15 protein-coding genes are annotated in these 13,698 nt (G+C 61.5%); 1 reads left to right on the plus strand and 14 read right to left on the minus strand.

All coding sequences use genetic code 11. The features are described 5' to 3' along the window. Positions 1–45: 45 nt before the first annotated feature. Positions 46–945, minus strand: coding sequence for a LysR family transcriptional regulator (locus ACE4QZ_RS26040; RefSeq protein ID WP_010955618.1), 900 nt, complete (start codon positions 943–945; stop codon positions 46–48). A 165-nt stretch (positions 946–1,110) separates the two neighbouring features. Here ACE4QZ_RS26040 and ACE4QZ_RS26045 point away from each other — a divergent pair, with 165 nt between their 5' ends. Further along, complete coding sequence (locus ACE4QZ_RS26045) at positions 1,111–2,298, plus strand: MFS transporter (RefSeq protein ID WP_223271109.1); 1,188 nt, start codon at positions 1,111–1,113, stop codon at positions 2,296–2,298. A 20-nt stretch (positions 2,299–2,318) separates the two neighbouring features. On the opposite strand, the gene gspM is transcribed toward ACE4QZ_RS26045, so the two are convergent. From gspM to gbpA, 13 genes are read right to left on the minus strand one after another with little or no spacing between them, the layout of a single operon-like run. Further along, positions 2,319–2,789: a type II secretion system protein GspM gene (gene gspM / locus ACE4QZ_RS26050; RefSeq protein ID WP_021783695.1), complete on the minus strand. Its 471-nt coding sequence runs from the start codon at positions 2,787–2,789 to the stop codon at positions 2,319–2,321. Beyond that, positions 2,786–3,898: a type II secretion system protein GspL gene (gene gspL / locus ACE4QZ_RS26055; RefSeq protein ID WP_021783694.1), complete on the minus strand. Its 1,113-nt coding sequence runs from the start codon at positions 3,896–3,898 to the stop codon at positions 2,786–2,788. The genes gspM and gspL overlap by 4 nt, the downstream gene beginning before the upstream one ends. After that, positions 3,891–4,748 carry a general secretion pathway protein GspK gene (locus ACE4QZ_RS26060; RefSeq protein ID WP_021783693.1) on the minus strand — a complete coding sequence of 286 codons (858 nt, stop codon included), beginning with the start codon at positions 4,746–4,748 and terminating at the stop codon, positions 3,891–3,893. The genes gspL and ACE4QZ_RS26060 overlap by 8 nt, the downstream gene beginning before the upstream one ends. Beyond that, a complete protein-coding gene (gene gspJ / locus ACE4QZ_RS26065; RefSeq protein WP_021783692.1) occupies positions 4,745–5,338 on the minus strand; it encodes a type II secretion system minor pseudopilin GspJ in 594 nt (197 codons plus the stop codon). Before gspJ ends, ACE4QZ_RS26060 begins: the two co-directional genes overlap by 4 nt. Then, positions 5,325–5,708 (minus strand): type II secretion system minor pseudopilin GspI, encoded by a 384-nt coding sequence (gene gspI, locus ACE4QZ_RS26070; RefSeq protein WP_021783691.1) that lies wholly within the window; start codon positions 5,706–5,708, stop codon positions 5,325–5,327. Before gspI ends, gspJ begins: the two co-directional genes overlap by 14 nt. After that, complete coding sequence (gene gspH / locus ACE4QZ_RS26075; protein WP_021783690.1) at positions 5,686–6,150, minus strand: type II secretion system minor pseudopilin GspH; 465 nt, start codon at positions 6,148–6,150, stop codon at positions 5,686–5,688. Before gspH ends, gspI begins: the two co-directional genes overlap by 23 nt. Continuing rightward, positions 6,147–6,593 carry a type II secretion system major pseudopilin GspG gene (gene gspG, locus ACE4QZ_RS26080; protein WP_021783689.1) on the minus strand — a complete coding sequence of 149 codons (447 nt, stop codon included), beginning with the start codon at positions 6,591–6,593 and terminating at the stop codon, positions 6,147–6,149. Before gspG ends, gspH begins: the two co-directional genes overlap by 4 nt. A gap of 1 nt (position 6,594) precedes the next feature. Then, positions 6,595–7,800, minus strand: coding sequence for a type II secretion system inner membrane protein GspF (gene gspF / locus ACE4QZ_RS26085; RefSeq protein ID WP_103443681.1), 1,206 nt, complete (start codon positions 7,798–7,800; stop codon positions 6,595–6,597). A 2-nt stretch (positions 7,801–7,802) separates the two neighbouring features. After that, entirely contained in the window at positions 7,803–9,266 is a 1,464-nt protein-coding gene (gene gspE / locus ACE4QZ_RS26090) for a type II secretion system ATPase GspE (RefSeq protein WP_103469600.1), read from the minus strand. Next, positions 9,263–11,101, minus strand: a complete 1,839-nt coding sequence (gspD, locus tag ACE4QZ_RS26095; RefSeq protein WP_103443680.1) for a type II secretion system secretin GspD — start codon at positions 11,099–11,101, stop codon at positions 9,263–9,265. The genes gspE and gspD overlap by 4 nt, the downstream gene beginning before the upstream one ends. Continuing rightward, on the minus strand, positions 11,098–11,550 hold the full coding sequence (locus ACE4QZ_RS26100) for a hypothetical protein (protein ID WP_021783685.1): 453 nt from the start codon (positions 11,548–11,550) through the stop codon (positions 11,098–11,100). Before ACE4QZ_RS26100 ends, gspD begins: the two co-directional genes overlap by 4 nt. Before the next feature lie 46 nt (positions 11,551–11,596). Beyond that, positions 11,597–12,109: a cytochrome b/b6 domain-containing protein gene (locus ACE4QZ_RS26105; RefSeq protein WP_021783684.1), complete on the minus strand. Its 513-nt coding sequence runs from the start codon at positions 12,107–12,109 to the stop codon at positions 11,597–11,599. A 56-nt stretch (positions 12,110–12,165) separates the two neighbouring features. Beyond that, a complete protein-coding gene (gbpA, locus tag ACE4QZ_RS26110) occupies positions 12,166–13,635 on the minus strand; it encodes an N-acetylglucosamine-binding protein GbpA (protein WP_103443679.1) in 1,470 nt (489 codons plus the stop codon). Positions 13,636–13,698 lie beyond the last annotated feature (63 nt).

A 13,698-nucleotide genomic window follows, 5' to 3' on the forward strand; every position in this document is an offset into this window, starting at 1 on the left:
GTATGTGGCGGCTGTGGGGCAATGACCAGCGCCATTTGGCCGGCATCACGCCTGACCGACCACCTGCCCCGTCAACAACTCGGCGAATGCCTTGGCCATCACCGAATGACCGCGCTCGCGCTGCACCAGCCACACCGCCGTCATCGCCTCTTCATCGAGCAAGGTACGGTACACCACCCCTTCTATGCGCATGCGCTGGAACGACGCCGGCAGCACCGACACCCCTAGCCCCGCCGAGACCAGGCCGATGATGGTCATCGCTTCACCTGCCTCTTGTGCAAAATGGGGGCTGAAACCTGCATGCCGCGCCAGGCTCAGCAATTGTGCATGCAAGCCGCTGCCATAACTACGCGGGAAGAACACGAAGGGCTCAGGGGCCAACGCCGCCATGTAGACGCCTTGTTCGGTGCCCTCAGCCAGTGGATGCGAGGCATTGATCACTGCCACCAACGGTTCTCGGAACAACTCGGTGGCCACCAACCCCTCCGGCAGCGGCATCGGCCGCATCAACCCCACCTCGATGGACTCGTCGAATACCCCTTCGGCCACGTCACGGCTGCTCATTTCCTTGAGGTTCAGGTGCACCGCCGGAAAGCGCTGACGGAAGGCATGAATAGCCTTGGGGATTTTCGAGGTGAACGGGGCCGAGGAGGTGAAGCCGATTTTCATCTCACCCAGCTCGCCCAACTGCGCACGCCGGGCTACATCCGCAGCCTTCTCCACCTGCGCCAATACCTGGCGCGCTTCCTCGAGGAACAATCGACCGGCCTCGCTCAGTTCGACACGACGATTGGTCCGGTCGAACAACCGGGCCCCCAACTCCTGCTCAAGGGCCTGGATCTGCTGACTCAAGGGCGGCTGGGAAATACCCAGTTGCTGGGCGGCGCGGCCAAAGTGCAGCTCTTCGGCCACAGCAATGAAGTAACGCAGATGACGCAGTTCCATGATCCGCTCCAAACAAGTCGCCAAACATCTCAAATAGGTCGAACAATATATTGGATCTAATCGTTAGCCAGCTATATGCTTTTTTCATTGCGCCAGAGGTACCCGTCCGTGAAAACTGCAGTAGCCCCCCTCCTCCTTGAGCCAAAGCCTGCCATCCTGACCGAAATGTGGATCGAAAAAGGCACACCCGCCTTCATGAAAACCGTGCTGGCCTTGTTCAGCGGCGGTTTCGCCACCTTCGCCTTGCTGTACTGCGTACAGCCGATGATGCCTCTGCTATCCAGGGAGTTTGCCATCAACGCGGCGCAGAGCAGCCTGGTGCTGTCGGTGTCCACCGCCATGCTGGCGTTCGGCCTGCTGATCACCGGCCCCATTTCTGACCGCATCGGACGCAAGCCCGTGATGGTGTTCGCGCTGGTCTGCGCCGCCCTGTCCACCTTGGCCAGCGCAGTGATGCCCAGCTGGGAGCTGGTACTGGCCACCCGCGCCTTGGTCGGCCTGTCGCTGAGCGGCCTGGCGGCAGTGGCGATGACCTACCTGAGCGAAGAGATCCACCCGCAACACATTGGCCTGGCCATGGGCCTGTACATCGGCGGCAACGCGATTGGCGGCATGAGCGGGCGGCTCATCACTGGCGTACTGATCGACTTCGTCAGCTGGCACACGGCGATGCTGACCATTGGCGGCCTGGCCCTGGTGGCCGCACTGGTGTTCTGGAAGGTGCTGCCGGAGTCACGCAATTTCCGCGCACAGACGATGAACCCACGCAGCCTGCTGGACGGTTTTGTCGTGCACTTCAAGGACGCCGGCCTGCCCTGGCTGTTCCTTGAAGCCTTCCTGCTGATGGGCGCCTTCGTCACCCTGTTCAACTACATCGGCTACCGCCTGCTGGCCGAGCCCTATCACATGAACCAGGCGCTGGTCGGCTTGCTGTCGGTGGTTTACCTGTCGGGCATCTACAGTTCGGCACAGGTCGGCGCCCTGGCGGACAAGCTGGGCCGGCGCAAGGTATTCTGGGCCAGCATCGTGGTAATGGCGGTTGGCTTGCTGATGACACTGGCCAGTCCCCTGGTGATGGTGATCGTGGGCATGCTGGTGTTCACCTTCGGCTTCTTTGGTGCGCACTCGGTGGCCAGCAGCTGGATCGGCCGCCGGGCACTGAAGGCAAAGGGGCAGGCGTCGTCACTGTACCTGTTCTGCTACTACGCCGGCTCCAGCGTGGCCGGTACGGCGGGCGGGGTGTTCTGGCACCAGTGGGGCTGGAACGGGATAGGGCTGTTCATTGGCAGCTTGCTGGCGGTGGCATTGCTGGTGGCGTTGCACCTGAGCCGCCTGCCGGCCAAAGCAACCTGAACGCACAAGCAATACGGACTTCAGCCTTCAGCCAGCGCCATAGCCAACTGCACCTGCAACTGTTCATCCACAGCCTGCAACTGCAGGCGCTGAACCTGTCCACCGTCCCGTTCCAGGGCATGCAACCAACTCAGCACAGCAGCTGGCGGGCCTTGCAGGCTGACCTCCAGCTGCCCCTCCCTGGCCTCCAGGCCCGCAACATGCAGGCCGGCAAGCCGTGCACGCTCGCTCAAACTGGCAGGCGTGAGCGGCTCGGAAGTGCCAGCCGACTGAGGTTGGCGTTGGGTAACACGCTTCAACAGCGCAGCCAACGCTTGTTCTTGCACAAGGTGAGCCTCAGCATTACGCAAACGGATCTGGCTCGGTAACCAGGCCAGCTGCCAGACAATCAACAGGCCCACAGCCCAAAGTGCCAGCGTCAAAATCGTTCGCCTGGCAGCCGGTATCTGCTGCCACTGCTGCGCCAGCGCCTTTTTGTTCAAGCGTTTCATTCAGCCTCCAGCCAGGAGATGGTTGCCCGTACACCTTCGCCGACCTGCCGTGCGTGCCCCATCCTCACCCCTGGGGCACGCTGGCGAAGGCGTTCCAGATCATCGAAACCTTGGGCGACGACGTCGATGGTCCAACCCTCTGAGGTCTTGGCCTCGGCGTGCTCGATCGTAACGTTGCCAACACCCGCCAACGGGTCTGCAAGCATCGCCAACCGCTCGACAGCCGTCGGTGGTCCAGGCCGTTGCTCCAGAGCCTGGACCTGAGCGGCCAGGTCAGCGCCGGGCACCTGCCCGGGAGCCCAGCGCGCGAACATCTGCACGTTTTCGGCATGCTGCAGTAAAGCTTGCTGCTGCAGCCAGTCGGCACGCAGGTAACCAGCCAGACATACCAGCAGCAGCGCTGCCAGCATGCCACCGCCCAAGGCTTGCCAGGGCGGGCTGCTACGCTGTCGACGCATCGTGCCCTGGCGCAGGTCCACCGCAGTGCCGCCCCCGTCCACCAGCCTGCCAACAGCACTGGCGACATGCTTGTCGCTCAAAGCCTCGCCAGGCGAACCCGGCTCGGCCAGCCAGAGCCGGGGAGCCAAGCGGCGCGACAACACATGAGCCTGCCGTTCACTGACAGCCAGGCGCGTACCGTCCGCCCCACCCAACAGCCAGCGACCCTCGAACCATAGCGCGCAAGCCTCCTCAGTGCCCAACAGGTCGGCGTCTACATGCACCGCAACCGGGTCGATGCCCTGTGCCTGCAACATCGACATGAGGTGTCGATACTCCTCCAGCGCGACTGTCACAACTTGCCGGTAACCACCTGCGTCTGGGGGACCGAATGCCAAATGCAAGGTTTCCAGTGCCTCAGCAAGCTGCTCCTCGGCAGCGTAAGCCAGCGACTCGCGCGTCGGCCGCCTGCCCGGCACCGGGTCCAGCTTGCAGCATCCGGCCATCTCCATCGGCAACACCAGTACCACGGCAGCACCCGCCAACCAAGTAGGTAGCGCCCCGAGGGTGGTTCGGCATTGTTCGCCTTGCGCCGTGTACAGCAGCGCCGGCCACTGCAGCCCCGCGGCAGGCATGCCTTGGGCCAGTAAAAACAGGTAATGCCTACTCATCTGGCCTTTGCTCCGGTTGTGCAGAATATGAACGTCGCATGACGCGCACTTGGTGCGTGTCCAAATCGATTTCCAGGTCGCTGTAGAGGTACATCCGCCTGCCTGCCAGTTCTGCCTGAACCTCCAGGCGGTACCATCGGCTCGTCACGGATAAACCATGACTGTCGACGCCCAGGCCGTCCAACGAGGGGAGTGCCAGAAAACGTTGCACGGTGGGAATGCCATGCTCGGGGCGCTCGCCTACCAACTGCCGCGCAACAGACAGCTCCACACCTTCAAGGGCCGCCAGCAACCGTGCCGAAGCCGTATTGATGTTCAGCCCTGCTGTGCGCGGCAGGGCTGTCACCCAAGGCTGCAACCGCGCCACGGCTTGAGCATCCATGCCTGGTAGCGCACGCAGCTGGGAAGGGTCGAGCATGGGCTGCCCCAGCAGCGGATCGAGCGCTGGAGGTTCGATCTTCAATGACCGGCAAAGGCGTTTCCAGCGCTTGAGCAAGACTGGATTGGGTGTCCCGTTCACCGTCAGGGCAGCGAGGTTGAACCGGCCTGAAAGGTCTTCCAGGCGATAGCGGAGCTGGCCTTCACCAAGACTCAGCTGACGGCTGCGCGCCCAGGGCTGGCCGAGATGGGTCACCTGAAGCACAGTGGCAACCTGCTGCTTCAAATGCCCCAGCGCATGACGCTCCCCGGCCAGCGCCAGTTTCAGCAACTGCGATGCGTCAATCTGCTGGCCCACACTGCCCAGCATTCCCTGATGGCTGCGCAACATCCCGGCCACCAGGAACGACAACAGCGCCATGGCCAGTAGCACGGTAACCAGCGCCAGGCCACGCTGCTGCGCGCTTTTCACAGAGTGCCCCCGGCCAGCGGCAGCACGCGGCGTATCGCCTGCAATCGTTTGGTCGACAACATCACCTCAAGTGCCTGCGGTGGTTGCCGGGTGTGGGCCGATGGCCACTCGGGTTGCCAGCCCACACCGGCTGCATGCATGCGCCAACGCAACTCGACAACCCCCTCCAACAGGCGCTGAGGCTGGCCCTGGCCATTTTCCAGCCCGCGGCGTTGGCGCCACAGCACACCTTCCGCCAACCAATACTCCACGACTCTCAGATCGCTGCGTGGTAACGGCTGGCTGTCACGCTCCGCTCCCAGTACCCAGCTCACCCGATGCTTTTCCAGCGTCACGCCATGACCGCTGCCCTTTGCCTTGCCCGCATGCCAATAACCCTGCAAGGCATCTCGCTGCATTACGCTCATCGCCCGGCCAAGGGCTCGCAGTTCAGCGGCCTGGGGCTGACGTACCGTATCCGTCTGTAACACTGCTGCCACCAACTGGCTCGTCCCTTGAGCCAGCAGGGCAAATACGGCAATGGCCAGCAACAGCTCCAGCAGGGTGAAGCCCCGCTGGCGGCCCGCTGTTTTGCTTTCATGGCAGAGCATTGCCACCCTCCAGCCAGCCCGTGGCCTGGTGGAGCACTGTGCGATCTGCAGCCAGCCCTACAGTGATGGATACTTCGATCAATCCCACATCGACCAGGTGATGCATCGACTCCCGCACGAACCAGGTGCGCTGGCCAAAAACGACTGTCTCGGCGCGCTGCCCTGCAACGGGCAGTGGGTTAAGGCCAAGCTCGGTCAAACGGTTATCAGCGATCCAACTTGCGAACAACCGGTCATGGGCACCCTGCGTTTGCACCAACACGTGCTGGCTGGCGGCAGTCACGGCCGCGGCCAATACGGCAAAGATCGCCAACGCCACCAGCACTTCCAGCAACGTGAATCCGCGTTCAGAGGTGAAGGTGGGGGTCATTCAGGCCATCGCTCGATACATGGGCAAGCCGCACACCTGCCTCAAGGAAATACAACAGGAACGGGGTGTACTCATCGTTGCTGGCAAACGTGAGTTGTGCTGTTTCGCCGTGCCTCGAAAGCCCTGCCGGCAACCCGTCGATCTCCAGCCGCAGGCTCAGGCTCAAACTACGGCGCTGCCCCGTCGGCATCCAGGTTTGCCCCGTACGCAACATCAACTGGTAGCCGTCAGTGTCGATGCGAATACCCAGGGTCTGCCCCTCGAGCACTGCTCGCTGCCTGGCCTGTTGAACCACCTGCAGGAACAGCCCGGCCTCCTGGCGTGCGGTCCGTTGCGGATCGTGCCCGACCATCAAACCGCTCATGCCCATGACGATACCTGCCAGTACCAGTACCAACAGCAATTCAAGGAGGGTAAAACCCTGGGAGCGGCGCCGGATCATTCGTCCCAGTTACCGATGTCTGTATCCAAGCCTTCACCACCCGCTTGGCCATCGGCACCTAACGAGTACAGGTCATAGCCCTGGCCCGAGCGCACTCCGGGGCTTGCGTACCGGTAAGGCGCCCCCCAAGGGTCTGACGCAGCGCGCTTGAGGTAGCCCTGGGCGTTCCACTGACGCGGCAGAGGCGCCACGCTTGGGCGCCGAACCAGCGCTTCGAGGCCTTGAGCCGTGGTCGGATAACGCCCGTTATCCAGCCGGTAGATCTCCAGTGCAGTGGAAATGGACTGAATATCGGTGCGCGCCGCCGTGACCTTGGCATGGTCCGGGCGGCTCATGACATTGGGCAGCACCAATGCTCCGAGTACACCAAGGATGATGACTACGACCATGATTTCGATAAGGGTGAAGCCACGTTGCGAGTGACGTGCAGAGCCATTGAGCATGTCAGTTGACCAGTTGGTTGAGGTTGAGAATAGGCAGCAGAATGGCCAGGACGATGAACAGCACGATGCCCCCCATCACCAGCAGCATCAGGGGCTCGCACAGGCTGACCAGTAACGAGATACGACCTGCCAGGTGCTTTTCCTGAAGGTCGGCAGCGCGCTCGAGCATGCTGTCCAGCTCCCCTGCTCGCTCACCACTGGCAATCATGTGCAGCATGAGCGCAGGCAGGGTTTTACTGCGCGCCAGACTGCTGGCCAGCGTTGCACCTTCGGCTACTTCGCGCACGGCAGTCAGCAAGCGTTCCCGTAGCACCAGATTGCCGACTACCCCGGCGCCAATGCTCATTGCTTCCACCAGCACGACACCACTACGGCCAAGAATTGCCAGGGTACTGACGAAGCGGGCGGCTTCACGTGTGCGAACGAATTCGGCATAGCCGGGCAACTGCAACGCCAGGGCATGCCATTGCCGTTTGCGTGCGGGGTGGTGAAGTGCCAGGGCAATCGATGCGATCAACGCAGCCAGCGCCAGCACTGCGATCACCCCATAGCGCCCGGCCGCGTCACTGAGCGCGATCAATACCCGTGTCGCCAGCGGAAGTTGGGCGTGGTCACGACTGAATGCCTGAACAACGTCCGGTACTACATAACCGAGCAGAAAACCCACCACCAACAGCGATACCACCATCAGGATCGCGGGATAGGCCATCGCCAGCTGTACCCTCTGGCGTAACGCCTGCTGATGTTCGCCATGCTCGGCCAACCGTTCAAGCACGGCAGCCAGGTACCCGGAGCGCTCTGCAGCAGCTATGGTTGCGCGGTAGACAACCGGGAATGCCAATGGGTAGTGCGCCAGTGCATCTGCAAACGTATTGCCTTCCACTACCCGCTCAGCGACCCCGAGCAACACCTGCCGGACCTGCCGTTGACCGTTCTGGGCAGCCACCGCCTGTAGCGCCTCGGTCAGCGGCACGCCCGCCTGCAAAAGGGTCGACAGTTGACGCGTCAACAGGCACCGCCGGGCAAGCGTCAATCGCCTGCGCACGGGCACGATGGAAAATGAAGACTGCCTGGCCGCTTTGACCTTGAGCACGAACAGGCCCTGATCACGCAGCTGCTGCCGGGCCTGTTGCGCACTACTGGCCTCTACGCAGCCGCGCTGACGAACGCCGCTATTGTTCCGTGCGATGAAGCTGAAAACCGCCATGCTCAGTCCTGGCCAGTCACGCGCAAAAGTTCTGCGGCGCTGGTCTGTCCCATACAGACCCTTTGCACGCCATGCTGAAACAGGCTGGCTGAGTCGCCACGGACTATTTCGCGCATGGTCGCTTGTGACGCCCGGGCGTGAATCGCCTGGGCCAACTGTTCATCGACGACAACCATTTCGTGTAACGCCAGGCGGCCGCTGTAGCCCTGCTGACACTGTTCACACCCCACCGCCTGATAGACATGCGTCGGCAGCTCCTTGGGGTAGCCCAGGGCACTGGCCATGGCTTCATCGACCACACAGGCAGCCTTGCAGTGCGGGCACAGCACCCGCACCAGCCGCTGAGCCATGACGCCGGCAAGGGAAGTAGCAAGCAGGCAGGTATCAACGCCCATGTCCGCCAGCCGCGTGATGGCCCCCAAAGCGCTGTTGGTATGCAAGGTCGAGAGCACCAGATGCCCGGTCAGGGATGCCTGCACGGCAATATCGGCAGTTTCACGGTCACGAATTTCGCCCACCATCACAACGTCCGGATCTTGGCGAAGTATCGCCCGAAGACCTCGGGCGAAGGTCATGTCCACCTTGGTGTTGACCTGGGTCTGGCCTATGCCGGGCAGGTGATATTCGATCGGATCCTCGACAGTAAGAATGTTGCGGGACTCCCGGTTAAGCACCGAAAGCGCCGTATAAAGCGTTGTGGTCTTGCCGGACCCGGTTGGTCCTGTAACCAGGAAGATGCCATTTGGCCTGTCCAGCATGGCGAGGAAGGCCTTGCTCACCGAAGCCTCCATTTGCATGTGCTGGATATCCAGGCGCACTGCCTGCTTGTCCAGCAACCGCAGCACAACGCGCTCGCCGTGAGCAGCGGGCAACGTCGACACCCGCACATCCACCTCATGGCCTGCCAGGCGCAAGCTGATGCGGCCATCCTGGGGCACACGCTTCTCGGCGATATCCAGACGCGCCATGACCTTGATACGCGACACCAGCAGCGCCGCCAGCGCCCGTGGCGGCGACAGGACCTCACGCATGACGCCATCGATACGCATGCGTACCCGCAACTGTTGTTCGAAGGTTTCCAAGTGGATATCCGAGGCGCGCGACCTGACTGCTTCGCTGAGCAAGGCATTGAGCAAGCGGATAATCGGCGCGTCCCCTTGCTGGTCGAGCAGGTCGCATGACTGCGGCAAGGCTTGCGCCAGGCGTGGTAAGTCAATCTGCTCATCCAGCCCCTGGATGACGGTATGGGCAGCGTCCTGAGTACCGCCATAGCAAGCGGCAAGGCGCTCGGCAAAATGCCCTTCATCGACCAGACGCAGCGGCCAGTGACTGCCTGTCACGCGCAACACCTCAGAAAGCACCTGCAGCGAGGCGCTGTCGCGCATCAAAACGGCCGGTTCTGCCGCCTGCCGGTCCAGCAGAATGCCGTGGCGCCGGGCAAAGCCGAATGAGAGTTCAGGGTTCAAGAGCCAGGCTCCCGGGTAGGGACAGGCCGGGTTTCGAACAACTCGCGGGCCTCCCGAGGCATACGCTGCGGATCGGCTGAGTGCACATCACGGTAAGCGCGGCGCCCCGAATCGATCAGTTCAGCCTGGGTACGTAAAAGGGTAGGCCGCAGGAAAACCATCAGGTTGGTCTTCTCCTGAATGTCCCGACTCCAGCGGAAAAGCCCGCCTATCAGCGGTATGCGGCTCAACAGTGGCACTCCTCGCTGCTCGGTACGCACGCTGTCCTTGATCAACCCTCCGATCACGATGATCTCGCCATCGGCGGCAAGGATGGTGCTTTTGAGCGTTCGCTTGCTGGTGATCAGGTCGCCTTCGACGGTGCTGGGGGCGAGTTCGGAGCTTTCCTGCTCGACCTCCAGGCGTAGGCTCCGGCCCTCATTGATATGCGGGCGAACCTTGAGGCTGATACCGATATCCTTGCGTTCCACGGTTGTAAACGGGTTGTCCGCGCCGCTGCCGGAAGTGGTATAGGAGCCGGTCTTGAACGGTACATTCTGGCCCACCAGAATCTGCGCTTCCTGGTTGTCCAGCGTAAGCAGGCTGGGCGTGGAAAGCAGGTTGCTTCGGCTGTTGCTGGCCAGAGCCGACACCAGCAGGCCAAACCTGTCCGACCCAATGGCCAGCGCTGCGCCGCTGGGCAACAGTTTGTCCGCGTCGAACAGATCAGCGAAAGCAGCCCCGCTGTCGGGGAAGGTCACGCCGCCTTTCAGGCTGCCGGTATCGACGCCCCACTGCAGGCCCAGAGCTTCGTTGATATCCCCGCTGACTTCGACAATGGCTGCATGTATCAGCACCTGCGCGCGGGGCTGGTCCAACTGCGCGATCATTTGCGCCACATTGTCGAGCATGCGTGGCTCCCCCAACAGCAGCAGCGCATTCTGACTGGCATCGGCCTTGACCATTACCCCAGCCGCCAACGCCGGGGCCGGGCTCTCGCTATAGGCCTTGCCATCCAGTTGCTTGCCTACATCGTTCAGTACCTCGGCCAACTGCTCGGCATTGCCATGCTGAAGGCGCACCACCCGCCAGTTTTGCGAAGAGGCCGGTGCCGCCACATCCAGGTCACGGGCCAGCTGCGCCATACGTTGCCGGGACTTTTCCGGGCCGAGAACAAGCAGGCGATTACCGCGCACATCTGCAAGTACCCGTACACCGCTATCGGGGCCACCGGCCGATGCTTCGACGACAGGCAATACTTCAGCAGCCTGTGCCGTACGCAATGTCACCAGCTCATAGTCATGTCGCTGACCGCTGTCCAGTTGTGCCACCAAGGCTTGCAAGCGGTCCAGGTTCGCAGCCGAGTCGGTAACCACCAAGGCATTGGCAGAACTGGACGGGCCAATGTAGCCATTGCTCGATACCAGCGGCCGCAGCAAGCCCGCCAGATCGGCGGCAATGCTGCCCGACAGGCTGAACACCCGCGTGGTGAAGGCAGCAGGGATCGCGTCGGCTTGCTGGTTCGCCCAGACCTTGGCTTCGCTGGCTGGAAGCACCAGCAAGCGGTCGCCATCGTTCACCGCTGCAAAACCCTGCGCATTCAATACCGAATAAAACAGCCGGCGAACGCCCTCGCGATCATGCGGCTCATTCGATAGCACGGTGATACGCCCCTGCACGCGAGGGTCGAGCACGATCGTCTGATCCAGAATTGCCCCGACTTCCCGTACGACATCGCGCACATCGGCATCGCTCATCGCCAACTGCCAGGTTGCAGTATCTGCCAATGCCAACGTGCCGGCCACAGACAGGCAAGTGCCGACCAAGGCAACCTGCAAATAGCGTTGTAAAGTCATTGCACCTCCCGCAACAAGCGGGGTGGATCTGCTGGAGCAGGGCCAGCCACAGCCGCGCTGCCAGAGGTAAGGAATATACTGGGGCGGCTGCCGGACATCGCCACGCTTTGTTCGACGCTGCCGTCCCAGAGCGTGATGCTGCGCACCTCGATACGGCGCACAACGCTCCCGTCCGGCAACCGGTCGCCGACCCGATAGAGGGCGTCACCGTCCCGGCTGCCCACAAGCGCACGCGCTTCGCCACGGCTGGGAATGAAGCATGCCTTGAGCACCAGATCAGCCCGGCCCGTAGGTTGCCCGTCAGGCGAGCTGAGACCGAAGGCCAGGACCAGTGATGCCGTGGAGAGCGGCTTTTCCAAAGGTGCGCTGTGGGCGAAACCTTCGGGCACTTCAGGTTCAAATGACCATGGCCGTACCGTTTCGCGGATGCCCAGCGCCACCATCGTCATCACAGGTATCGCCGCCCAGGCCCAATGCCCCAACCGTTTCATCGACTCAAGGCAACATCCGCCGAATGATGCGTCGACCCGAAAGTTCGTGCATTACCACCGCTACGACATGCAGCAACATGGCGCCAGCAAGCAACGTACTTGCTGCAACGTGCAACTTGCGCCAGGCATCCAGCCATGAAGGGTCAACAAGCAAGGGCGCTATGGCAAACCAGCCGAACACCTCGATCGGTCGGTCCATCATCAGCACACCGGACAGCAGAACCAATGCCGTGAGCCAGTACAGCCCTTCATGGACGAAATGAGCTACCCGGCGCCCGGCGACACTCTGGTGTACCGCGCCTGGCCTGGCCATGCACACGCGAAGCAGCCAACGCATGAGAAAAACCGGGATAAAAAGCGTGGTCAGCCCAACATTCACGAAGCCGATGAAGTCAGCGCTGGAGGGTTGGACCTCAACCAGGGAAACATAGAAACCACTCGCCAGCGCCCAACCGATAATCAGGGCAGAGATCCAGTGCAACACAACCTGTTGCCAAGCATATTTATCTTGCGACATCGAAAAGTCCCGAGCCTGACCCGGCAGCCCAACTCAGGCTGCCAGGCCAGATCTCCTTAGCGTTTGATCCAGGCGTCTTGCCAGTTGCTGCCCACACCTGGCTCATACTGACTGGCACTTTCCGAATAGATCTTGCACCAGCCTTCATACGGGAATGGCTTGCACTCGAACACCTCGCCAGTTTTCGGTTGCAGGACGCGAGTTCCTGCCTTGTAACTGGCAAGCGATTGCGGGAATTCGAAGTCGTAGCCTTCACCCCCGGCCGTCTTCAACTGAACCTTGCGCTCCTCCTGAAGCAATATGCGCCCGGTTTTATTGACACCGACAACCTTGAGCAGGTGCTCGCCTTCGACACTGGCTACCGGCAGAGAAATCGGGCTGGTGGTGGCATCCACTTGCTGACGGACGAAGCCGACCTGCTGGTTGGCTGAATCGTACAGCCGCGCACTCACCTGCAAGTTACGGTTGGTCATCACCGTGAAGTCCAGCGCCGCCTTTCCATCAGTCAGGGTATATTCCGACTTGAGATCATGCAGGTGCAGATAGCTGTCATCCGAAGGCACGCCTTCGAAGTCCAACTGATAGCTGCTGATACCTGTCTCAGGCTTTGCATAGATATTGTTGGCGCCCTGTACCGGCGTGATATTGCCTTCTTGATCGGGTTGACCTGCCTGTACCAGCGACTGGCTTTCATTGATACGCGTGGCGAGCTTGTACGACCAGTTGGGTGCAAGGCCTTCTTCAGCGTTCTCGATGGTAATACTCACGCTGTAAGGCGCGCTCTCTGAACCCGCCACGAACGCACGGGCCTTCACCTTGTCGCCAATCTGCAAGTCCCGATGTGGATTGATGGCGCCTACTTGTGGCCATTGCGGAACAGGGCCGCCATCAGTTTGGATATCCACATCCATCACGTTGTAAAACGCGGCGGCCGTATCATCGACAGTCCAGACACCCATGATGACATGGTGCCCCGACCTGTCTGCCGGCAAGGTGCACTGATGCTTGACCGGCGATGGCCCGACGGTGGGTTGACCTTCGCCGCGCGCCGGCTTGCCGTGGCCATCTACCTTGCAGAAAGGCGTCAACTCGAACGCATCGCGCGCCAAGGGTGAATTGGGATTCCAACCGGCCTTGGTGATGAAGTATTCCCAACCGGTTGTCTTGTGCCCTTCGGTGTAATGCCACTCGAAGGTAATGTCGCGCTGCTTGATAGTGGTCAGGTGCCAACGATTGGCAGACTGTTCGTCAAGCGGAGCAAAGTCACCTCGCTCTCCACCACTGGCGAGTTTGCCGTCGACAGGGCCACGTGCAGGGAATCCTTTAACGGTTTCTCCGACTGACTGGGGCTCGTACGTCGCTGCCCCGCACTCGGTATTTTGCCCCAAGCGACAGGCGTAGGCGCGCGAAGGCGGCTCGCTGGTATAACCATGGGCATAGGCCAATTGTCCCTGTATACCCGCACCGGCCATTGCTACCCACACACTGGTAGCCAACAGCCTTCGCACATTCTTTGTTGTACTCATGATGCCCCCCGGCGTAATGGACTTGCACCAGCAAGCCCGACTGAGTGGCCCAGTCTATTTACG

This window comes from Pseudomonas sp. DCA-1 (assembly GCF_046523955.1).
GTDB lineage: Bacteria > Pseudomonadota > Gammaproteobacteria > Pseudomonadales > Pseudomonadaceae > Aquipseudomonas > Aquipseudomonas putida_Y.